Here is a 21,123-nt window from a genome sequence, read left to right on the forward strand (position 1 = left end):
CAAAAACTAATTTCTATAAGTTCTTAAATTTAATCTATACCTATTCTGGCACTTTATCTTTATTTAACGAATTAGAATCTATAAAAGCAAAGGATTTAAAAATTGGCGACATGCTCATTAAAGGTGGTTCACCAGGACACATTGTAATGCTTTGCGACGAAGTAATTAATGATAAAGGTGAAAAATTGTTTTTATTATTTCAGGGCAACACACCAGCACAAAGCGTCCATTTGGTAAAGAATCTCGAGAACACTTCAATATCTCCTTGGTATCAATTAAAAGATGGTGCTACAATTCCTGTATCCAACTATACTTTTGGCAGTGCAAAATTTGTTCGTTTTAAATAAGCATTAGCTTTCTTGCAATTTATACTAAACATGTTTCAGTTAGAACAAGAGCCTTTTTATTGATAGTTCAATATTGTATTTTTGCACAAACTAAAGTATACCGTCTTTGCGGCAATAAAATGAGCAAACCATTAAATCCACAAGAACTACATAATCTGGCAATGAACCATGTTGGCAAAGACTTAGAAGCTCGCGGCTTTGAGTTTGTTGCTATTAACAGTAAGCTAAAGCGACATCCGCAATTTGTTTGTATAGATAAAAACAATCAATATTTTTTTGTTGTAGTTAGAGCTGTAATTCTACCCGAAAATCCAAACAATTATGATGTCGTTTGGATGGAAACATTTAAGAAACATGCTTTCGAAAAAAATGCAAAGATTTTATATGCTGGTGTTGGCTTAGGTAATCCAAAGGGAGAGCATTTACCTATCTACTTAAATGAGGATTATCTCATTGAATATAATGGCATCCAAGTCATAGAAATGAATTTAAATTAACAATGAAGCAACTAATTTTTATTTTTATTGTCGTTATTAGTGTGTCTTGTAAACAAGAACAAAAAGAAAACGAATTAGTTAAATTATCTGGTTCTGTTTTCGGAACTAGTTATAATATTCAATATCATCACAAAGAAAACACCAATTTCATCAACCAAATAGATAGTTTATTTAACACTGTTAATCAATCTCTATCAACCTATATTCCAAATTCTGATATTTCTAAATTGAATAGAAATGAAATAAACAAAGTAGATCATTATTTTGTTGAAGTTTTTAAATCTTCTAAGACTATATATAAAGAAACTGAAGGTGTTTTTGACCCAACAATTGGTAATGTGGTGAATGCTTGGAACTTTGGTGCTGAAAACAATAAATTTTTAACAGACAGTACCACAATAGATAGTTTAATGCAGTTTGTTGGCTTTGATAAATTATCACTATCTAATGAAACAATAACAAAACCAAAGTCTACCTATATTGAGTTTAATGCTATTGCTAAAGGTTATGGTGTTGATGTTATTGGCAAATTTTTAGAAAGCAAAAACATTGATAATTACTTAGTAGAGATTGGTGGAGAAATTAGAGCAAAAGGTAAAAACATTGAAAAACAATCTTTTTGGAAAGTTGGCATACAAAGACCACGATTTGATGGTGTAAGCAATCTTAACGATTATGTTTTAGCGATTCCCTTAAAGAATGAAGCTATGGCTACTTCTGGGTCTTACAGAAAATTTAAAACAGATGAAAACGGAAATAGATATGCTCATATTATTAATACAAAAACAGGGTATCCTTCAAAAACAAATGTATTGAGTGTATCTGTTATCGCTAAAGATTGTATGACGGCAGATGCCTATGCTACAGCTTTTCAGGCTATGGGAATTGAGAAGGTTACTGAATTTTTAAAATCACATCCTCAACTAAAAGCTTTTATTATTTACGAAAACAAAAACAAAGAATTAAAAACCTTGAATTTCAATAATTTCCCAGAATAAATTACGAGATGTTTATAGGGCAAAATCTTTAATTGCCTATGCAAAATTTAAAGTTAAAAAAAAACAGATGATTAAGTGAATTTAATTGTGACCTCTTAAAATAAGCAGTGTCTTATAATCGCTATTAACCTCTTTATATATACTTAGCCGTACCTTTGTTCGTTTTTGGTGCGGCTTTTTTGCAAACTCTTCATTCTCTTTTAAAACTTTAGAAGTTAAAAATATTCTTTTAGCAATTCAACTACATGTTTTTCTAGATATACTGGTTATATTAAAACTTATCAAAAAGTCAAAAAATAACACACTATTTTTTAAAGCATTAAATAACATTTTAAACGATTTAAACAATGTCATTCAGATGCTTATCTAACTATGATCTATAATTATTTTTATGATGGAGCTAAGCAAGCTGTAGCGTATGATTCTATTTTTCAGGTATATGTTAATGAGCTTGAAAAAACAGATTCTTTACACAATAATTATTGAAAAGGGATTAACCAAAAACTCTTTTTTGCTGATGAAGATGATAATATTAATTAGTGAAACGAAAACAGAACCTAAAAGTAATGTTGAAGTTGAACTTACAGATACATTATCAACAACTTTAGTACATATTAAATCTTTGGTTACGGATATGTAGAAGAAGATGCAGATACTTTAAATAGAGCTAAAAACTTGAAAATTTGATTATAGATATTCAAGTAATGATGATGGAAGTACAGAGTATTGGATGAGAAATATTATCCCTTATTTGATTAGATGAGATGATATGGTAATTACACCTTCTACTAATAAAGCATACTCAGGAAAGATATATCTTTTAGTAGATGAAGCTGTTTTTTCAAGCTCTGAAGCTTTAGCATTTTTTTGTAAGGCTACAAATTTCGCAACAGTAGTAGGAGAAACCACAAGCGGAAATGGTGTAGGTACAGATCCTTTATTAATAACCTTACACCATAGTGGTGTAGTCATTAGGTTTACTAGAGAAATGGGTTTAAATCTAGATGGTAGTGCTAATGAAAAAACAAAAACAGAGCCAGATGTTTTAATAAAAGCATCTAATAAAATAGAAAGACGTAATATATTATTAAAGCAAATAGAACATTAAAAGCTGCAATAAAAACAGGCTTGCGACTATGAAAATAAAAGAGGAAAATCAATCAATCAATCAATCAATCAATCAAGTGCTTAAAAACTTATAAAAGTAATTTTTAGATTAAGTTTTGTTAGAAGAAAGGAAAGTGTTTATGACTTTCCTTTCTTTGTTTTAATTAATCATTAGGCTTATATTGTTTACCGTAAGTTTCATATAGTTTTTTAAATAAATACGAGGTGTTACTCATACCAACTCTTTTAGCAATTTCTTTTTGAGTCATTTGAGAGTTTTGTAAATAAAGATCTCTTGCTTTTTCAAGTCTAGCTTGCAAAATGAGCTGTTGAGTTGTTTGACCTAAGATAGCTTTAACTCTTCGGTTTAAAGTGCTTTTAGAAATTTCAAAATAATCAGCAATATCTTGTACTCCAAAATCAGAACTTGCTATATTATCGTTGATTTTTTGAGCTATTTTAGTACTAAAATCCGAATTTTGATTTTCAAAATCTATAATATCATGATTGGGTAAATTGTCTTTTTCTTCAATTATAGCATGGTGAGCTTCTAAAGATTTTTTTACTGTTAAGAGGAGTTCTTCTTCAAGAAAAGGTTTAATCAAATAATCATCAACGCCAATGCGTAGCATTTTTAACTTCACAGACTCATCTATTCTAGCCGTAAGTATGATTATTGGGAATTTTAAATTGGTTTTCTTTATGTTTTTAATCAATTCATTGCCATCCATTTTTGGCATCATATAATCTGTTATTAGAAGATCAATAGGTTGACTTTGTATTATTTTTAGTGCCTCTACTCCATTTTCAGCTTCAAGAATATGATAATCGTTTAATACATCTTTAAGATAATCTCTGAGCTGTTTATAGTCGTCAACAATAAGTATAGTAGGTTTATTTTTGATGCCATTTAGTGATAGATCTATTTTAGAATTTACAAATTCAATTTCTTCAGTAATAAACTGTTCAGGAATTCTAATTGTAAATTGAGTTGATGTATTGGGCGTGCTTTCAGCATCAATATAAAAACCATGAGCTTCAATTATATTTTTTGTAAATGCTAAACCAATACCACTGCCTTGAGATATATTAACTTCATTTTTAGATTGATAGAAACGGTCAAATATCTTGATTAAATCTTCTTTAGGAACTCCAATGCCATTATCAATAATTGAAATACTTAAGTCTGTGTTGTATTTTATTTTAATCGTAACGTTTCCGTTTTTAGGCGTAAATTTTAAAGCGTTACTCAATAAGTTGTTTAGTGATTTAGATATAAATTCTTCGTCACAAAATATAGACAGTTTAGGAATGTCAATGTTAAGCTTAAAGTCAATATTTTTCTTATTAAACAATTCAATAAAATTGATGTAATGTTTTTTTATTAAGGGTTCTAAGTCTACTTGTGTTTTTTCAAGTCGAAGTTCATTGGCATCAATTTTACTTAAATCTAGAATATTGTTTAAGATGCTTTCAATGTTAGAAATTTGTTCATTAACAATGTTTAATTTTTTCTGATTTTCGGCATCTTTAGATTCAATTCGTGAAGTATAACCTTTAATCAAAGTTATTGGAGTTCTAATTTCATGTGAGAAGTTAACAAAGAAATGCGATTTGAAATCATTGAGTTTTCTGAGTTCAGATTCTTGTTTTTGAAGAATGATTTTATCAGATAACACTTTGTCTTTTTCTAATGAAAGTAGCTTTTCGTTTCTATGATTCAACCTTTTAAAATAATTGAAAAGTAAGTATAACGATATAAATAGTCTCAGCGCTGGAGATAGTAATAAACGTTCTATATAATCTTCGGAATAAGCATCAAAAAAATAATAAGGCGTTAAGAATAGACAAAAAGAAATGACCATGAGTATAAAAGGGTAAACATTTCTTTTAAAAAGGCTTAAACTCAATCCACCATGTATTAAGAAATAATACTCTGTAAAATTTCCAGGGAAAATGAAAATAGCATAGGCAAAAACATTAATAAAAGCAATAGATAGAAATAAAGCACGAGCAACACCAAAATGATAGTTCTTGTTAAGATGTAAAACTGGAAATAAAAATAAAGCCGTTACGCCTTGAGCAATTAAATCAGTGTAATTAATAATCGTTTTTGACTGGTCATTTAACAATGAAAAACCTTGAGTGATTAAGGTTGCGACAAAGAAAAATAGAATAAGATGTAGCCAAATAATAGCATAACCGTTTAATATTTTAATACGTTTATTTTTTTCATTTTCAAATTTTGACGAAAGACCATATGAGACCCAAACGCTGTATAGCTTTTTAAATTCCAATTGTATATAATGTTTGATGATTTGAATATAGAATAAATAATCATATTCTGTGGCCTGTGATTCAAATCGTTGTTTTTGAATCAAAAGGTCGTTAAATGAACTAAATAGTTCTAAAATTGGAGCATAAGATAAGTGGTTGAAATTTAGTTTTGTACCAAATTTTAAATCATAAATAATGAATAGAAAAATTACTATTACAATTAATACAATTTGCTCTAAACTTTTATGGGTTTGTTTTTTAAGTGTCTTTACATTTCAAATAAACGCACAACAATTTACACAACATGGAGTGGGTAATGGACTCAGTCAACCAAAAGAATTTGATTATGCAGATATAGATGGAGATGGTTTTACAGATATTATCGTTCCAGAATTTTCAGGAAATAGCATATCTGTTTTATATGGAACAGGAAATATTTCTAATTATACAACAATAACGTATGGTCCTTTATTAGTTGGTGGTTCTATTGTAAAGCCGTGGACTGCAGTTAGCTTAGATATTGATGCTGATGGTGATTTAGATATTGTATTTTCAAATTATGCAAATTCAACTTCTGCCAATGATGGTATATATTGGATAGAAAATTTAGGAAACCGTTCTTTTGGGAGTTTACAGTTTCTTTATGAGTTAAATAGATGCAGACATATTAGCAAAGTAAATTATGATGCAGATCCTGAATACGAATTATTAGTTCTTGGAGATTCTAATGATCCCATTAATGTTAGAGTTCTTAATGTTGTTGGAGGTACAGTAAGCACATTGCTACAAAGAACAGCAAATAGAAGACCATTACATGGATTGTTTACAGATATTGCTAACGTTGGGAATTTAGATTTGGTGCTTTCAAAGTTTGGAAGAGGTAATGAAACAGATGGGAGTACTGATAGTACAAATGGAGTTCAAACCTTAAATGGACCTTCTTATAACTTTGGTATTAGTTTAATTAGCAATATGCCAACAACGTCTGCTGGCACAAGAAAAACTGTTGCTGGTGATTTTAATGAAGATGGTAATACCGATTTTATAGCGGTTAATGCTGCTGGAAGTACATCTAGTTTAAAATATTATGGGCAAGGAGGAATAGGAGAAGGAACAATTTTGTTTTCTTCAGATGGTTCTAAAAATATGGTTTCTCTTACTAGTGGTGATTATGATAATGATGGTGTTTTAGATATAGCGGTTGTAGATAATGCTACTGATGAAATATTACTGTATAAAAATACCGCAGTGGATGGTGTAGCGTCAGGTGCTATTGCTTTTAATGCGCCAACAGTGCTGTCATCTACAGTTATTGATCCTAATTGGATAGAATCTGTAGATCTTGATAACGATGGTGACTTAGATTTAATCGTGTCTTCAAATAATGGAGGTGGAGCAGGAAGTGGAAATATTACGGTTTTTGAGAATGATACTATTACATTAGGTTCAGAAGAATTTAGTATAGAAGCAAATAGTGTAAAAGTTTATCCAAATCCAACAGCTACAGCTTTAAATGTTACGTCTAATGAAACGATAATACAAATACGAATTTTTAATGTCTTAGGAAAAGAAATATTAAAAACAACTAGTAAAGTTATAGATGTATCACAGCTTAACCAAGGTATTTATCTTATAGAAATTGAGGGAGACAATAATCAAATGATTATTAAAAGATTTGTAAAAAACTAGTTTTAGTTTAGGTTAAGTTGTAAAAAGGAAAGCATGTCTATGCTTTCCTTTTTCTATGATATACTATTAAAGATTATAAGCAACCAACCCACAATAAAGAGTAATCCTCCAATAGGTGTAATAGGTCCTAAAAATCTTAGTTTTTTACCTTTAGCATCACTTAGAATAAGGCCATAAATACTAAAAGAAAATAACAAAACACCTAATGTAAAACACCAATACATTGTAGATGTGGAAAATTCAGAATTAAAACCAAGCAGTAATAAGACAATAGCATGATACATTTGATATTTCACACCTGTTTCAAAACTTTTCAATTGATCTTCAGATAAAATTTTCTTCAAGGCATGAGCTCCAAATGCTCCAAAAATGATAGCTAGCATACCAAATAAAGCTCCTGTAATTACAAATGTTTCTTGTGTCATTTTTCAATTAAATTATTTGTAAACTACAGGTATTACTTCTCCTTTTGCCAAACGGTACTTATCAAGATCACTATAAGACATTGTGGTTGTATAATCTACTTCTTCTACTTTAAAACCGATAGAACGAAGTTTGTTAAAATAATCTCTACCATAAATTCTAACATGGTCGTATTGCCCAAATATTTTTGTTCGTTCAGCCTTATCTGTTATGGTATCATCTTCAAAAGTAATGTCTCGATTTAAATCTTGCGGGATTTGAAATATACCAAAACCACCAGGTTTCATAACCCTATATAACTCTTGCATGGCTTTAGTATCATCTGGTATATGTTCTAAAACATGATTACAAAATATAACATCGTAACTATTATTCTCAAAAGGAAGGTTGCAGATATCTGCTTTTACATCTGCAATAGGTGACAAAAGATCTGTAGTCGTATATTCTAAATTTTTTAATTTTCTAAATCGTTTTAAAAAACATTGCTCTGGTGCAAAATGAAGTACTTTTAAATTCTTTGTAAAGAAATTAGTTTCGTTTTTTAAATACAGCCAAAACAATCTATGTCGCTCTAGTGACAGTGTAGATGGCGACAACACATTTGGTCGTTGCCTACCATAGCCATAAGGTAAGAATGTTCTGAAACTTTTTCCATCTATAGGATCTGTAAATCTTTTACCTTTTAAAAAAAGCTCTAAAATAGGTCTTATAATATAACTTAACCTTATTAGTAAAGGTCTAGGAACAAGATTTAAAAAAAATTTAAAAACTGATTTCACGCTCTAATATGCTTCAATAACTTTATTTGCTTTAATTAAGTTATAAATACTATCCCATAGTGCAATTCTATGCTGTAAAGCTTGTTTTGAGATATCTAACACTTCATGCCATTTTTTTTGATCTGTACCACAAAGCATTTCTATCATTTTTAAAGATAAAGGACCATGTTCATCACCATCTAATTCTATATGTCTTTTTAAATAATAGGTTAACTTACTGTATGAATTATCTTCTGTTTTAGATTGATTAATAATCTGAAAAAACATATCTGGTATAACATCTTCTCTACCAAAAGTAAAAGCAGCAGCTATTTTATGAGTTTCATTACTAGCTATAACATTAAACGTAAATGATATAAACTTAAATGTATTCTCATTAAGATTAACTTTATTAGCTGCCAAATTAAGTGTTTCTCCTTTTTTAATTAACGACAAAAACGAATCTATCTGTTTTGTTTCTGCTTCAATTTGACCCATTGCTTCTAAGTACATTTCAAAATGACTCATTGGCTCACCTAACTCATTAACATCAGTTTCTTCATCTAATACTATTTCATTAATAAAACGAGCAATATTAGGATTTACAGCTGGTGTCCAAGGTGTAGAAGTATTTGTTAATTTGTTTTGCAAACCTTTTAGTAAAGACATAAAATCCCAAACTGCAAAAACATGCTCTTGCATAAAAAGTTTTATATCTTCAATAGATTCTAAAGCACTATATAATTTATGCGTATTTAACTCAGCTCTTAAAGCTGACAATTCAGATTCTAATTGTTTAATATTCATTGAAATTTAATATAAAATGATAATATTTTATTTAAACTCATTTTCTTCGTCAGAAGTTATTCCTAAAGCCTCATGCACATAATCAAAAGTAGAAAGTATTTCTGGCTTACCATCAACAATAGCAATATCATGCTCAAAATGAACACTAGGCTTTCCATCTTGTGTTACTATAGTCCAACCATCTTTTAGTTGTTTTACTTTGTGAGTTCCCATATTTATCATAGGTTCTATAGCTACAACCATACCTTCAACAAACTTTTTACCTCTACCTCTTCTACCATAATTTGGCATTTCTGGATCTTCGTGCATTTTTCTACCTATACCATGACCTACCAACTCACGTACCACACCATAACCTTCTGCTTCACAATATTGTTGTATAGCATAGCCTACATCACCAACACGATTACCTACTCTTAATTGACGAATACCTACATAAAGAGATTCCTTGGTAATTTTTATTAATTTTTTAGTGCCCTCATCAACATTACCTATTTCAAAAGTATAGGCGTGATCGCCATAGAAGCCATTCATTAAGGCACCACAATCTACAGATACTATATCTCCATCTTTCAAAGGTCTATCTGTAGGCAAACCATGTACCACAGCTTCGTTAACACTACAAAGTAAGGTTGAAGGACAATCGTATAAGCCTTTAAACCCTGGCAAAGCACCATGATCTCTAATAAACGCTTCTGCAATTGTATCTAAATAATTAGTGCTAACACCTTCTTTTATTTCTTTAGCTAGCATTCCAAGAGTTTTAGACACAATAAGTGCACTTTGTCTCATTAACTCTATTTCTTCTTTGGTTTTTACAATTATCATGATCTCTTAAATAAGGCACAAAAGTACATGATTTTTTTCATTGAAAAGTTCTCAAAAATTAAATGAAAAATTTTAGTTTTTCATTAAAGAAAACTAGATAATTATAACAATTTCATAATTTTAGAAAAACATGATAAAAAACAGTTTTTATATATATTATGAGAAGTAAGTTTGCAATCTAAATAAAAGAAAATGTACAAAACAGTTAGTGCGGAAGAAGCCGTAAAAGTTATAAAATCAAATGACCGAGTATACATACAAGCAGCTGCAGCTGTGCCTCAAAAATTAATCAATGCCATGTCTGCAAGACATGAAGAATTGCGTAATGTTGAAGTATGTCATCTACACATTGAAGGAGAGACTCCTTATGCTAATCCAGAATTAAAAGACAGTTTTCATGTTAATTCATTTTTTCTTGGTAAAAATGTAAGACATACGCTTAAAGCTGGTAATGGTTCTTACACACCCGTTTTTTTAAGTGAGTTACCACGATTATTTCAAAAAAACATTATTGATTTAGACGTTGTATTAATTCATGTATCAGAACCAGATAAGCATGGTTACTTATCATTAGGTGTTTCTGTTGAAGCTACTTTAGCTGCTATAGATAATGCTACTACTGTAATTGCGCAGGTAAATAAAAATATGCCACGTACACATGGTGCTGGTATTATACATTATACAGAAATAGATTATTTTGTTGAGTGTGATGACGAAATTCCTACTATGATTGCATCTGAACCTTCTGAAATTGAAAGTAAAATTGGTGATTATGTTGCTGGTTTAATAGAAGACAGAAGTACTTTACAAATGGGTATTGGTAACATACCTAATGCTGTATTATCAAGGCTTACAAATCACAAAGATTTGGGCTTACATACCGAAATGTTTTCTGATGGTGTTATAGACCTTATTTTAAATGATGTTATTAACGGTAATTATAAGAAAATAAACAGAGGTCGTGCCTTAACTACATTTTTAATGGGCTCTAAACGACTTTATGAATACGTAGATGACAACCCATTTGTAGAAATGAGAGCCTCAAATTACACCAATAATGCAGCCTATATAAAACAGAACCCAAGGATGGTAGCTATAAACTCTGCAATTGAAGTAGACGCTACAGGACAAGTATGTGCTGATTCTATAGGTTCTAAAATGTATTCTGGTGTTGGAGGACAGATGGATTTTATAAGAGGTGCATCGCTTAGTGATGGCGGAAAAGCTATTATTGCTTTACCTTCTGTAACTCGCAAAGGTGTAAGTAGAATTGTACCAACATTAAAGCCTGGTGCAGGTGTTGTTACTACAAGATCTCATGTTCATTATGTAGTAACCGAATACGGAATAGCTAATTTATATGGAAAGACAATCAAACAACGTGTAAAAGCCTTGGTTGATATTGCACACCCAGACCATAGAGAAAAAATTGACAAAGCTTATTTTGAGTTAATGTAGTAAAACGGAAGCCTTTGAATAACGTTGTTTTATTCAAAGGCTTTTTTAATTCTCTATTTAAACCAGCCAAATAAGCCTTTGCTTTTTTGCTGTTTAATATTTGGTTCTTCCTTGGTAATCATTTGATAGACTTCTCCCCAGCCTAGTATACCTCCTATATTACGATCGTCTATAAATATATCTGCATGAATTTTTCTGCTCCGGCTGTAGTCAAATTTTTCTTCAGGAAAACTAGCATTAACAGCGTAAAATTCTATTCCATTTTCTTTACAAAAATCTACTGCCTCTTGCAGCTTAGTTCCACATCTATAGGTCCAAAGTATAAGTCTATGACCATCTTGTTGAAAGCGTTTTAAAGTTTCAAAAGCAAAAATTCTTGTTTTACCAATTTTTGGATATGCATCTTCCACAATGGTACCGTCAAAATCTACGGCAATTATTAATCTATTTTGAAAATTCATGCTATCAATTCAATTAAAAAACAAAGTTACAATAATGCATCATTTAAACAAGGCTATGCTGAGTCATTGCTTCTGGTTGATCTACACCTATAAGTTTTAAAATTGTAGGTGCAATATCGCCTAATATACCATCTTTAATTTCTCTTAAATCCTTATCAATTAAAATAATTGGCACAGGATTGGTAGTATGTGCAGTATGAGGTGTTCCGTCTGGGTTAAGCATAGTTTCGCAATTGCCATGATCTGCAATTAAAATTGTGGTGTAATCATTTTCTAATGCAATAGTTACCACATCTTTAACACACTCATCTACAGCTCCACAAGCTTTAATAGCTGCTTCCATAACACCTGTATGCCCAACCATATCGCCATTAGCAAAATTTAAACATACAAAATCTGTTTCTCCTTTTTTGAGTTCTGGCACTAAGGCATCACGCAATTCATAAGCACTCATTTCTGGCTTTAAATCGTAAGTTGCTACTTTTGGTGAATTACGTAAGATTCTCATTTCCCCTTTAAATGGTTCTTCTCTTCCTCCAGAAAAGAAAAAAGTTACGTGAGGATATTTTTCGGTTTCGGCAATTCTTATTTGCTTCTTACCATGCTTCTCTAAAACTTCACCAAGTGTGTTAGATAAATTATCTTTTTTGAAAACAACATTAATCCCTTTAAAATTATCATCATAATTAGTCATTGTTACATAATGAAGATTCAATTTATGCATATTGTATTCATGAAAATCTTTTTGAGATAAAGCCTCTGTTAATTGACGCCCTCTATCGGTTCTAAAATTAAAGAATATAACCACATCTTCTTTTTCAATTGTGGCTGTAGGATTAGCATTTTTATCAACAATAACTAGAGGTTTAATGAACTCATCTGTAATATTTTCCTCATAACTTTGCTGTATAGACTTTAACACATTAGTTGTTGCTTTACCTTTTCCTTTTACTATGGCATCATAAGCAAGTTTAACACGTTCCCAACGTTTATCTCTATCCATAGCATAATATCTCCCTGTAACAGATGCTAACTTTCCTGTAGTTTTGGCAACATGTTCTTCTAAATCTGATATAAAACCATAACCAGATTTTGGATCTACATCTCTACCGTCTGTAAAAGCATGTACAAAAACATCTTCTAAACCAAATTGATTGGCAGCATCTAAAAGTCCGAAAAGATGATTTATATGAGAGTGAACACCTCCATCACTTACCAAACCTAATAAGTGTACATTTTTATTGTTATCCTTAGCATATTGAAAAGCATTTTTTAATACCTGCTCTTCTTGAAGTGTTTTATTTTTTACAGCAAGATTAATTTTCACCAAATCTTGATATACAATTCTACCAGCTCCAAGATTCATATGTCCTACTTCGCTATTACCCATTTGCCCTTCAGGTAAACCTACATGTAATCCATCTGTTCTTAAACTGGCATGAGCATAATTATTATAAAGTGAATCTATAAATGGGGTTTCAGCATTGTCAATTGCAGAAACTTTTGGATCTGGTGATTTTCCCCAGCCATCTAAAATCATTAAAATAACTTTCTTATTCATGGTAAAATATTAAATGCTTCCAAAGATAAGATATAGTACTCTACAATAAATCTGTATTTGCAAAATTTTGATTGTTATTTATGCTTTAAACTTTACTATTAGTAATGTTACACAAAATCAACACTTTACAAAAACCTTAACAGATTTGTTTTCAAAATGTTAAATGTATGTTATATAACTTTTATTAGTGTAACAGTTTAGAATTTATGTCGTCTCTTTATTATAATCAAAAAACAAATCAATTAAATTTAAAATCTTTCATCATGAAAAAAACAGTAATCGTATTAGCCTTAGCATTGGGCTTTTCAATCCCTAATTTAAATGCTTTTAATGACCCTTTAACTTCAAAAGTTAATTACACAACTATAAAAACTGTAGAAATTGATCCTTTATGCAAAGCTGTTGCTACAGGCAACACAAAAATGGTTAAGACTTTAATAGATCAAGGTGCAGATGTAAATGTAAAATCTAATGGTATGCAACCTATTCATTATGCTGCCAAATACAATCGTGTAGAATTGATAAAAATGTTAATCACAGCTGGTGCTGATGTACACTCTATTTGTGACAATGGCTATAGTCCTTTAAGTCATGCCAAAAAATCTAAAGCTAATGAAGCGGCACAGTTTTTGAAACGCTTTAAAAAAAAGTAGTCTATATTAAAGACAATTATTTGAGTTAGTTTAATTATGAAAGCATCCTTTTAGTCTAGGATGCTTTTTTATATTTCTTAATAGCCTCTCTAATTTTTTCTATGCGATTTTCAGGATCTGGATGCGTGCTTTGAAACTCTGGCACACGATTTGGACCTGCTGCAGCCTTTAAGATTTGCATAACGCCTATCATTTCTTCAGGGTTATAACCTGCATCAATCATAAACTTTACTCCAAGCTCATCACTTTCTAATTCATCACCTCTTCCATTTTTTAAAAGTTGCCCTTGTCCATATTGTTGCGCAATGCCTCCCATATCAATAGCAGAACTTCCCATAATTAAAGTCTGCCAATATTTAGAATTAGTAATGCGTTCGTTAGAGTGCTTGCCTAAAACATGGCCAATTTCATGACCTAAAACTCCTGCTAACTGATCTTGATTATCGAGTTTAGAAAATAATGCATAAGTAATATAAATTTGACCACCTGGTAATGCAAATGCATTGATTGTATTTGGGTCTGCCAATAAATGAAACTCATACTTATATGGCGTTTCTTTTGCTATACTACTATTTACAAGTTTATTACCAACATTATCTACCAAAGCCTGATAATCACTTCTTGGATGCAAACCTCCATGTTGCTGCACCATACCTGGCGCACTTTGCAAACCAATAGCTATTTCTTCTTGAGGCGATAAAGAAATGGCTTGTTTTTTTCCTGTATATGGATTTATTTCTTCTTGACTACATTTTCTTAGATATGCAAATGCTGCAATAGCTATAAAAATAAAAATACGGACTTTAAAATTACCTCTTCTCATAATAACTGTCTTAGTGAGTTAAATTTACAAAAGTTTGACACAAAAAATCTCAAAAAGTCATCTCGTCACTTTCAAAATTTATAAATTAAACGCTAATAATATTAATTTTAAGCAATGAATTATACATTCAAAATATTATCTAACGACAACTTAAGTTCAATTGTCCTTTTGGTCTATGAGCTTAATGAAGGCAGAATAAGCGAATCTATTTTAAGATCACGATTTAACGAAATGAAAAATCAAAATTACGAGTGCGCAACAATTTGCTTAGGCAATGAAATTATAGGCATTTCAGGATTGTGGTTTTGTACACGTCATTATTCCGGTAAATCTGTAGAGTTAGATCATGTTTATATTAAGCCTCAACACAGAAACAAAGGGCTTGGTAAAAAATTCATGGACTGGATCTATAATTATGTCAAAGAAAAAGGATGTGATTCTGTAGAGCTAAATACCTACGTACAAAACTACCCTTCTCATAAATTTTATTACAATGAAGGCTTTCAAATTTTAGGTTATCATTTTTTAAAAAAGATATAGACCTACTGTAAAAAACCTAAATCAGAATTTGTTGGTATTTCGTATGGTGCTTTACCATACTCAAAAATTCTGGCATCTAAGTTACCTTTTAAAGTTAAGCTATCATCTTTTACTTCGATCCAACTCCCTTCTCTAAGACCAATTACGGGTTGCGTATTAAACGCATGAAATTCCTTAATACGAGTTTCTCTAGTTTCACCCATGTGCGTGCTATTAGGATCTGGATCTAAATAATGTGGATTTATATTAAAAGGTACCAAGCTAAGGGTTTTAAAACTTGGAGGATATACAATAGGCATATCGTTAGTAGTATTCATCGTTAGTCCACAAATATTACTACCAGCACTAGTACCCAAATAAGGAGTACCATTATTCACGGCTTCTTTTATAGCTGTTAAAACATCATTCTTGTATAATTGATTCACCAAAACAAAAGTATTTCCACCACCTGTAAAAATACCTTTAGCTTCTGTTATAGCTTGCTTTGGATCTTTAAATTTATGGATTCCTATTACAGATTTACCAATTTTACCAAAAGCTTTAGCTGCTATACTCGTGTAATCATCATGAGATATACCTCCTGGTCTGGCATAAGGGATAAACAAAATTTCTTCGGTAGATTTAAAATGAACTTTTAGCTCATCTAAAAGATATTCTAAAGATTCGCTACCATGAACTGTAGAAGTACTTGCTATTAGTATTGATTTCATCTATTTAAATTTTATAACAACCTTGGGTTCTATTATTTAATAATTTAGTAAATAACTCCCATTATTTGCCAAATGCCTATTATGGCTTCCAATATTCAAAAATAAAAGGAAAAAATCATAAAATCCACTTTTGTTACTTTTGAATTTAACAAAGATTTATTAGCATTTTTCTATGAAAATTAAGTAATAAGCACGAACTTTATAAGACAATAACACCAACATGAAAAACATACTATTTACAATATGCTGTCTTTTAACACTTTCAATATATGGGCAAGATATTGAAAGAATAACGGTAAACGGAAGAATTTCTGTGTCTTCAGATGATAAAGAAGGAGTTACAGTTTTTAACTCATCTTCTAATAAAGGAACGTTAACTGATAAAAATGGTGATTTTGAAATTAAAGTTGCCTTAAATGATATTATAGAATTTGGTGCGCTTCAGTTTAAGGACTTTAAAATTACTATTTCCGAAGACGTTATTAAATCAAAAAAGCTAACTGTTATTCTCGTAGAGGAAGTTAACAAACTAGATGAAGTTGTAATATTACCATTTGGATTAACAGGAAATATTAATGCCGATTTAGAAAATGTAAGAACCTATAACGTAAGCTTAGACTACGTTTATTTTGGTTTAGATAATATTGAAGATTTTGAGTTTTCAGCAGACTACAAAACCAAGGCAGAAAATGTAGCATTTAACGAGAATAATCCTCGTGTAGATAATATGCTAAATATTGTAAATCTGGCAGGATTTATTGTGAGCCAAGTTGTAGATATAGATAAAGACGATAAAACCAATAAAGAAAAAGCAATTAAAAGAACCCCTTTTAAGGAAGCTCTAGATAAGTATAGTGTTAATTACATTCATACCAATTTTAGTATTCCTTTAGAACAAGTTGAAGCATTTATAGATTATGTAGAAACAAAAGGTATTGATGAAAAATTGCTTGAAAAAGACAAAGAAATGCAATTTTTAGAACGCATTACGCAACTAAGCAAATCATTCCTTAAAGAAAAAAGTGAAAACTAATCTATACTTTAGTTTTGTAGCTTTACTTTCGGTTTTTTGGTTACAAGCGCAACGACAAAACATTAAAGGCAAGCTTATTGCCAATGATGATGTTGAGGGCATTCACATCTTAAACAAAACAGCAACTAAGTTTACTATCTCAGATGCTGAAGGTAATTTTACAATACCAGTAAAAACATCAGACACTTTATTTATCTCTAGTTTAATCTATGAAAATAAAGAAATCATTATTACTAAAACCAACGAAAACTCTGGCACACTAAAAATACAATTAGAAGAAAAAATAAGTGCACTAGATAAAGTTGTTGTCGGAAAAATATTAACCGGAAGCCTGCAGTCTGATCTTGAAAACTCCGATGCCAAAACCGAGGTTAATTTTTATGATCTTGGTATTCCTGGGAACACAAAACTACCGCTTACTCAAAATGAAAAAAAACTGCACGACGCAGATGCTGGTTCTTGGGGATATTTAGGATTGGGATTTGGAGTAAATTTTCACAAACTCCTCAATAGAATTAGTGGAAGAACAAAAAAGCTAAAGACTATTGTAGCGCTAGATAACAGAGATAAATGCATTAACAAACTAAGAACAGACTATGAGTCTATAATTTTTGAAAACGATACATTAGCAAAAAACTTAAGAGACGAATACTTCTTATTTTCACAAGAAGACGACAATTTTTTAAAGCTTTGTAAAGAAAATAATCAAATAAAACTGATTGAATATTTGCAACAAAAATTAAAAGCTTACAGAGAGAACAGAGAAACTGCAGATAATGATTAATTTTGGAATGCTTTTTGAATTTCAAAAAAATCAAGATTTAAACACATGAAACCTTTATATTTTATATTCACACTATTGTTTAGCATTTCTTTAATATCTAGCGATGCAAAACACGATTATTATGTGAGCGTTACAAATATTGAATATTCAAAAGAACAACAGTCTATTCAAATCATAAATCAAGTCTTTATTGATGACTTTGAAAAACTAATACGAGAACGTTACGACGAAAGTATTACACTTACTGAAAATGAAGAGCAAGAAGTTGTTGAGTTGTACATGCAACGTTACTTATCGCAAAAACTCAAAATTAAAATCAACGGAACCAATTATAACTTTAATTACATTGGTAAAGAATATAAAGACGATATCACATATAGTTATTTAGAGATTGAAAACATTAAAAACATCTCCTCTATTAGCGTTACAAATCAAATTTTATTCGACATTCTTCCCGAACAACAAAACATTGTAAGATTAAAACTACTTGGGAAAAATAAGAGTTTCCTACTCAACCCAGATAATGACGAATGCCTGTTAAACTTTAACTAAAAGCATGTTAAAGCCATAGAAATTAGCTATTTTCGACAACATTTTTTAATAACACTAAATAACCATGAAGATTTTCAAGTACTTTTTAGGTGCTTTGATTTTTATTTCTGCAAATACATTTGCACAAAACGAAATAAAGCCTGAGCGCAAATCTGGACACACCAATCAAAACAAATTCAAGCAATTATATGATGAGTTTGCTACTCCCAATATGTTTAGAACAGGATCTGGAGCACCAGGACCAGCATATTACCAACAGCAAGCAGACTATAAAATGGATATTGAGATTGATGATGTAAACGCCAAATTATATGGTGACGAAATCATTACATACACTAACAACTCACCAGACGAGCTTACCTATCTTTGGGTACAGTTAGATCAAAATATGCGTGCTAAAGACTCTAAAACACCTTTAATTAGAAATTCTGGTGTAAGCCCAGCCACCTCAGCTTCGAGAGCTGCAAGAACTTATCTAAAAGAACGTTTTGATGGCGGTTTTAACATAGAGCATGTAAAAGATATAAATGGTAACAATTTACCACACACTATTAATCGTACAATGATGCGTGTAGAGTTACCGCAGCCAATGAAATCTGGAGACAAATTTTCGTTCAACATAAAATGGTGGTATAACATCAATGACCATGTAAAAGATGGTGGACGTTCTGGTTATGAACATTTTGAAGAAAATGACAACAGAATATATGTTATGGCACAGTTCTACCCACGTATGGCTGTGTATAATGATGTTGAAGGATGGCAAAACTCTCAATTTTGGGGACGCGATGAGTTTGCTCTGCCATTTGGAGATTTCGATGTTAATATTACTGTACCTGCAGATCATATTTTAGACGGAACTGGTTATTTAACCAACCGTGAAGAAATTTTCTCTAAAGACATGATGAAGCGTTTCAAAAAGGCTAAAAAATCTTTTGACAAACCCGTAATGATTGTTACTGAAGAAGAAGCTCGTAAAACTGAAAAATCTAAAAGTACTAAAAAGAAGACATGGAAGCTTTCTGCACAAATGGTGCGCGACTTTGGCTTTGCAACATCTCGTAAATTTATTTGGGATATGATGGCTGTTAAAATTGGAGACAAAGATGTAATGGCAGTATCTCTATATTCTAAAGAAGGTAACCCACTTTGGGAACAATGGTCTACAAGAACAGTTGCAAGTACATTAAAATCGTATTCTCGTATGACTTTTGATTACCCTTACCATAAAGCGATTTCAGTGCATGCACCAATGGGAATGGAATATCCTATGATTTGTTACAATTACGGAAGGCCAGACAAAAGTGGCAATTACTCAGACCGTACTAAATACGGAATGATTAGTGTTATCATTCACGAAGTTGGACATAATTTCTTTCCAATGATTGTTAATAGTGATGAACGTCAATGGACATGGATGGATGAAGGCTTAAACACCTTTGTACAATATGTTGCCGAGCAAGATTTTGGTGAGTGGAACCCAACAGCATTATCGCCAGGACACGACAAATATCCTTCTCGTAGAGGACCAGCAAAAAACATTGTAAGATATATGGGAGGCGATCAAGATTATATAGCTCCAATAATGACCAAAGGATTAAACACCTTTAAATTTGGAAGTAACGCCTACAGCAAACCTGCAACAGGCTTAAACATTCTAAGAGAAACCATTATGGGACGTGATTTGTTTGATTATTCATTTAGAGAATACGCAAGACGATGGATGTTTAAACACCCAACACCTGAAGATTTCTTTAGAACCATGGAAGATGCTTCGGCAGTAGATCTAGATTGGTTTTGGCGAGGTTGGTTTTACACTACAGATTACACTGATATAGGTATTAAAGAAGTAAAAAAATATGTTGTTACTAACAACCCTAATTCAAATGGACGAAAATTAGCTGAACGCTACAATATGGATCCTAATGCCCTGGTATATTTTATTGGTGAAGGAGATGAAGGTTATGATAAAGCTTTAAAAAATGGTGCTTCTATAGAAGATTTATCAACAGTAAAAGAGTACATCATGGATAATTTCACTCCAGAGCAACAAAAAAACATGAAAGCATCACCTAAGTATTTCTATCAAGTAACTTTTGATAAACCAGGTGGATTAGTAATGCCTTTAATTGTTGAATATGAATATGTTGATGGCACTAAAGAAAAAGTAACTTATCCAGCACAAATATGGCGACTTAATGACAAAGAAGTAAGTAGAGCTATAGCAGCAGAAAAAGAAATTGTATCCATTACTGTAGATCCAGATTTAGAAACTGCAGACATTGACACCTCAAATAATTCTTGGCCTAGAGAAGTTAAAGAAAGTGATTTCGATAAGTTTAAGAACAGCAAATTAAAAGATTAACGCTTACTCTTTTTTATAATTAAAGCCGACTTTAACGAGTCGGCTTTTTAATGAAACAAAATATCATTTAATAGATAAATTAACACCATTATAAAGTGACTACTTTTTTAAATGCTATTAATAAATTTATTGTTGTACAAATATCTTTCATAATCTAACTATATTTGCATTGTGATACATTTAACGACATTACTTTTTATTGGAGGAACCGAAGTTGTATTTATACTATTTATAGTAGTATTAGTTTTTGGTGCAGATAAACTACCAGAAGTTGCAAGAGGATTAGGTAAAGGTATGCGAACATTAAAAGACGCTACAAACGATATTAAGCACGAGGTTACCAAAAGCGCCAAAGAAAGTAATATTATAGATACCGACACTGCGAAAGAAATACAGAAAGAAATCAATCAAATTAAAGATGAAGTTGAAGATTTTTCTGGATCTATAAGACG

23 protein-coding genes are annotated in these 21,123 nt (G+C 31.0%); 14 read left to right on the forward strand and 9 right to left on the reverse strand.

The window, feature by feature from the left end; translation table 11 throughout:
* The 5 genes from N4A42_RS06330 to N4A42_RS06350 all read left to right on the forward strand — a co-directional run.
* Positions 1 to 347 (forward strand): DUF4846 domain-containing protein (locus tag N4A42_RS06330; RefSeq protein WP_294071503.1); only part of this gene is annotated, 347 nt, incomplete at its 5' end.
* A gap of 119 nt (positions 348 to 466) precedes the next feature.
* Complete coding sequence (locus tag N4A42_RS06335; RefSeq protein WP_294071505.1) at positions 467 to 844, forward strand: Na(+)-translocating NADH-quinone reductase subunit F; 378 nt, start codon at positions 467 to 469, stop codon at positions 842 to 844.
* A gap of 2 nt (positions 845 to 846) precedes the next feature.
* A complete protein-coding gene (locus N4A42_RS06340) occupies positions 847 to 1,842 on the forward strand; it encodes an FAD:protein FMN transferase (RefSeq protein ID WP_294071507.1) in 996 nt (331 codons plus the stop codon).
* Between the two features lie 517 nt (positions 1,843 to 2,359).
* Positions 2,360 to 2,482, forward strand: a complete 123-nt coding sequence (locus N4A42_RS06345; protein WP_294071509.1) for a hypothetical protein — start codon at positions 2,360 to 2,362, stop codon at positions 2,480 to 2,482.
* 129 nt (positions 2,483 to 2,611) lie between these two features.
* Entirely contained in the window at positions 2,612 to 2,950 is a 339-nt protein-coding gene (locus N4A42_RS06350) for a S41 family peptidase (protein ID WP_294071513.1), read from the forward strand.
* 163 nt (positions 2,951 to 3,113) lie between these two features.
* Here the strand turns inward: N4A42_RS06350 and N4A42_RS06355 are convergent, their stop codons facing one another.
* On the reverse strand, positions 3,114 to 5,246 hold the full coding sequence (locus tag N4A42_RS06355; protein WP_294071515.1) for a response regulator: 2,133 nt from the start codon (positions 5,244 to 5,246) through the stop codon (positions 3,114 to 3,116).
* A gap of 175 nt (positions 5,247 to 5,421) precedes the next feature.
* Between N4A42_RS06355 and N4A42_RS06360 the strand changes: the two genes are divergently transcribed.
* On the forward strand, positions 5,422 to 6,915 hold the full coding sequence (locus tag N4A42_RS06360) for a T9SS type A sorting domain-containing protein (RefSeq protein WP_294071517.1): 1,494 nt from the start codon (positions 5,422 to 5,424) through the stop codon (positions 6,913 to 6,915).
* A gap of 53 nt (positions 6,916 to 6,968) precedes the next feature.
* Here the strand turns inward: N4A42_RS06360 and N4A42_RS06365 are convergent, their stop codons facing one another.
* From N4A42_RS06365 to map, 4 genes are read right to left on the reverse strand one after another with little or no spacing between them, the layout of a single operon-like run.
* Positions 6,969 to 7,340, reverse strand: a complete 372-nt coding sequence (locus tag N4A42_RS06365) for a DUF423 domain-containing protein (protein WP_294071519.1) — start codon at positions 7,338 to 7,340, stop codon at positions 6,969 to 6,971.
* A gap of 12 nt (positions 7,341 to 7,352) precedes the next feature.
* Positions 7,353 to 8,117 carry a class I SAM-dependent methyltransferase gene (locus tag N4A42_RS06370; RefSeq protein WP_294071521.1) on the reverse strand — a complete coding sequence of 255 codons (765 nt, stop codon included), beginning with the start codon at positions 8,115 to 8,117 and terminating at the stop codon, positions 7,353 to 7,355.
* 3 nt (positions 8,118 to 8,120) lie between these two features.
* Positions 8,121 to 8,903 (reverse strand): DUF3050 domain-containing protein, encoded by a 783-nt coding sequence (locus N4A42_RS06375; protein WP_294071523.1) that lies wholly within the window; start codon positions 8,901 to 8,903, stop codon positions 8,121 to 8,123.
* 27 nt (positions 8,904 to 8,930) lie between these two features.
* Positions 8,931 to 9,731: a type I methionyl aminopeptidase gene (gene map / locus N4A42_RS06380; RefSeq protein ID WP_294071525.1), complete on the reverse strand. Its 801-nt coding sequence runs from the start codon at positions 9,729 to 9,731 to the stop codon at positions 8,931 to 8,933.
* A gap of 192 nt (positions 9,732 to 9,923) precedes the next feature.
* On the opposite strand from map, the gene N4A42_RS06385 reads away from it, so the two are divergent.
* Positions 9,924 to 11,189: an acetyl-CoA hydrolase/transferase C-terminal domain-containing protein gene (locus N4A42_RS06385; RefSeq protein ID WP_294071527.1), complete on the forward strand. Its 1,266-nt coding sequence runs from the start codon at positions 9,924 to 9,926 to the stop codon at positions 11,187 to 11,189.
* A 53-nt stretch (positions 11,190 to 11,242) separates the two neighbouring features.
* Here the strand turns inward: N4A42_RS06385 and N4A42_RS06390 are convergent, their stop codons facing one another.
* Both N4A42_RS06390 and gpmI read right to left on the reverse strand, forming a co-directional pair.
* Entirely contained in the window at positions 11,243 to 11,650 is a 408-nt protein-coding gene (locus N4A42_RS06390) for a BT0820 family HAD-type phosphatase (RefSeq protein ID WP_294071530.1), read from the reverse strand.
* 43 nt (positions 11,651 to 11,693) lie between these two features.
* Positions 11,694 to 13,211: a 2,3-bisphosphoglycerate-independent phosphoglycerate mutase gene (gene gpmI, locus N4A42_RS06395; protein WP_294071533.1), complete on the reverse strand. Its 1,518-nt coding sequence runs from the start codon at positions 13,209 to 13,211 to the stop codon at positions 11,694 to 11,696.
* Between the two features lie 263 nt (positions 13,212 to 13,474).
* Here gpmI and N4A42_RS06400 point away from each other — a divergent pair, with 263 nt between their 5' ends.
* Entirely contained in the window at positions 13,475 to 13,864 is a 390-nt protein-coding gene (locus N4A42_RS06400) for an ankyrin repeat domain-containing protein (protein WP_294071536.1), read from the forward strand.
* A 55-nt stretch (positions 13,865 to 13,919) separates the two neighbouring features.
* On the opposite strand, the gene N4A42_RS06405 is transcribed toward N4A42_RS06400, so the two are convergent.
* Complete coding sequence (locus N4A42_RS06405) at positions 13,920 to 14,687, reverse strand: M48 family metalloprotease (protein ID WP_294071539.1); 768 nt, start codon at positions 14,685 to 14,687, stop codon at positions 13,920 to 13,922.
* Between the two features lie 114 nt (positions 14,688 to 14,801).
* Between N4A42_RS06405 and N4A42_RS06410 the strand changes: the two genes are divergently transcribed.
* Complete coding sequence (locus N4A42_RS06410) at positions 14,802 to 15,227, forward strand: GNAT family N-acetyltransferase (protein WP_294071542.1); 426 nt, start codon at positions 14,802 to 14,804, stop codon at positions 15,225 to 15,227.
* Between the two features lie 2 nt (positions 15,228 to 15,229).
* Here the strand turns inward: N4A42_RS06410 and pepE are convergent, their stop codons facing one another.
* Positions 15,230 to 15,937 (reverse strand): dipeptidase PepE, encoded by a 708-nt coding sequence (gene pepE / locus N4A42_RS06415; RefSeq protein ID WP_294071545.1) that lies wholly within the window; start codon positions 15,935 to 15,937, stop codon positions 15,230 to 15,232.
* Positions 15,938 to 16,157: 220 nt separating this feature from the next.
* On the opposite strand from pepE, the gene N4A42_RS06420 reads away from it, so the two are divergent.
* The 5 genes from N4A42_RS06420 to N4A42_RS06440 all read left to right on the forward strand — a co-directional run.
* On the forward strand, positions 16,158 to 16,970 hold the full coding sequence (locus tag N4A42_RS06420; RefSeq protein ID WP_294071549.1) for a carboxypeptidase-like regulatory domain-containing protein: 813 nt from the start codon (positions 16,158 to 16,160) through the stop codon (positions 16,968 to 16,970).
* Positions 16,960 to 17,754 carry a carboxypeptidase-like regulatory domain-containing protein gene (locus tag N4A42_RS06425; protein WP_294071552.1) on the forward strand — a complete coding sequence of 265 codons (795 nt, stop codon included), beginning with the start codon at positions 16,960 to 16,962 and terminating at the stop codon, positions 17,752 to 17,754. The genes N4A42_RS06420 and N4A42_RS06425 overlap by 11 nt, the downstream gene beginning before the upstream one ends.
* A 45-nt stretch (positions 17,755 to 17,799) precedes the next feature.
* Positions 17,800 to 18,306, forward strand: coding sequence for a DUF6702 family protein (locus N4A42_RS06430; RefSeq protein ID WP_294071555.1), 507 nt, complete (start codon positions 17,800 to 17,802; stop codon positions 18,304 to 18,306).
* 64 nt (positions 18,307 to 18,370) lie between these two features.
* Positions 18,371 to 20,671 (forward strand): M1 family metallopeptidase, encoded by a 2,301-nt coding sequence (locus N4A42_RS06435; protein ID WP_294071558.1) that lies wholly within the window; start codon positions 18,371 to 18,373, stop codon positions 20,669 to 20,671.
* Positions 20,672 to 20,842: 171 nt separating this feature from the next.
* The coding region (locus N4A42_RS06440; RefSeq protein ID WP_294071561.1) for a twin-arginine translocase TatA/TatE family subunit at positions 20,843 to 21,123 on the forward strand (281 nt) is incomplete at its 3' end.

It is taken from the genome of Winogradskyella sp., assembly GCF_025210595.1.
Lineage (GTDB): Bacteria > Bacteroidota > Bacteroidia > Flavobacteriales > Flavobacteriaceae > Winogradskyella.

Coding starts and splice junctions, on each gene's coding strand:
- N4A42_RS06335 (WP_294071505.1), top strand. CDS start 467: ATGAGCAAACCATTAAATCCACAAGAACTACATAATCTGGCAATGAAC.
- N4A42_RS06340 (WP_294071507.1), top strand. CDS start 847: ATGAAGCAACTAATTTTTATTTTTATTGTCGTTATTAGTGTGTCTTGT.
- N4A42_RS06345 (WP_294071509.1), top strand. CDS start 2,360: ATGAAGATGATAATATTAATTAGTGAAACGAAAACAGAACCTAAAAGT.
- N4A42_RS06350 (WP_294071513.1), top strand. CDS start 2,612: ATGGTAATTACACCTTCTACTAATAAAGCATACTCAGGAAAGATATAT.
- N4A42_RS06360 (WP_294071517.1), top strand. CDS start 5,422: ATGAATAGAAAAATTACTATTACAATTAATACAATTTGCTCTAAACTT.
- N4A42_RS06365 (WP_294071519.1), bottom strand. CDS start 7,340: ATGACACAAGAAACATTTGTAATTACAGGAGCTTTATTTGGTATGCTA.
- N4A42_RS06375 (WP_294071523.1), bottom strand. CDS start 8,903: ATGAATATTAAACAATTAGAATCTGAATTGTCAGCTTTAAGAGCTGAG.
- map (WP_294071525.1), bottom strand. CDS start 9,731: ATGATAATTGTAAAAACCAAAGAAGAAATAGAGTTAATGAGACAAAGT.
- N4A42_RS06385 (WP_294071527.1), top strand. CDS start 9,924: ATGTACAAAACAGTTAGTGCGGAAGAAGCCGTAAAAGTTATAAAATCA.
- N4A42_RS06390 (WP_294071530.1), bottom strand. CDS start 11,650: ATGAATTTTCAAAATAGATTAATAATTGCCGTAGATTTTGACGGTACC.
- gpmI (WP_294071533.1), bottom strand. CDS start 13,211: ATGAATAAGAAAGTTATTTTAATGATTTTAGATGGCTGGGGAAAATCA.
- N4A42_RS06400 (WP_294071536.1), top strand. CDS start 13,475: ATGAAAAAAACAGTAATCGTATTAGCCTTAGCATTGGGCTTTTCAATC.
- N4A42_RS06405 (WP_294071539.1), bottom strand. CDS start 14,687: ATGAGAAGAGGTAATTTTAAAGTCCGTATTTTTATTTTTATAGCTATT.
- N4A42_RS06410 (WP_294071542.1), top strand. CDS start 14,802: ATGAATTATACATTCAAAATATTATCTAACGACAACTTAAGTTCAATT.
- pepE (WP_294071545.1), bottom strand. CDS start 15,937: ATGAAATCAATACTAATAGCAAGTACTTCTACAGTTCATGGTAGCGAA.
- N4A42_RS06420 (WP_294071549.1), top strand. CDS start 16,158: ATGAAAAACATACTATTTACAATATGCTGTCTTTTAACACTTTCAATA.
- N4A42_RS06430 (WP_294071555.1), top strand. CDS start 17,800: ATGAAACCTTTATATTTTATATTCACACTATTGTTTAGCATTTCTTTA.
- N4A42_RS06435 (WP_294071558.1), top strand. CDS start 18,371: ATGAAGATTTTCAAGTACTTTTTAGGTGCTTTGATTTTTATTTCTGCA.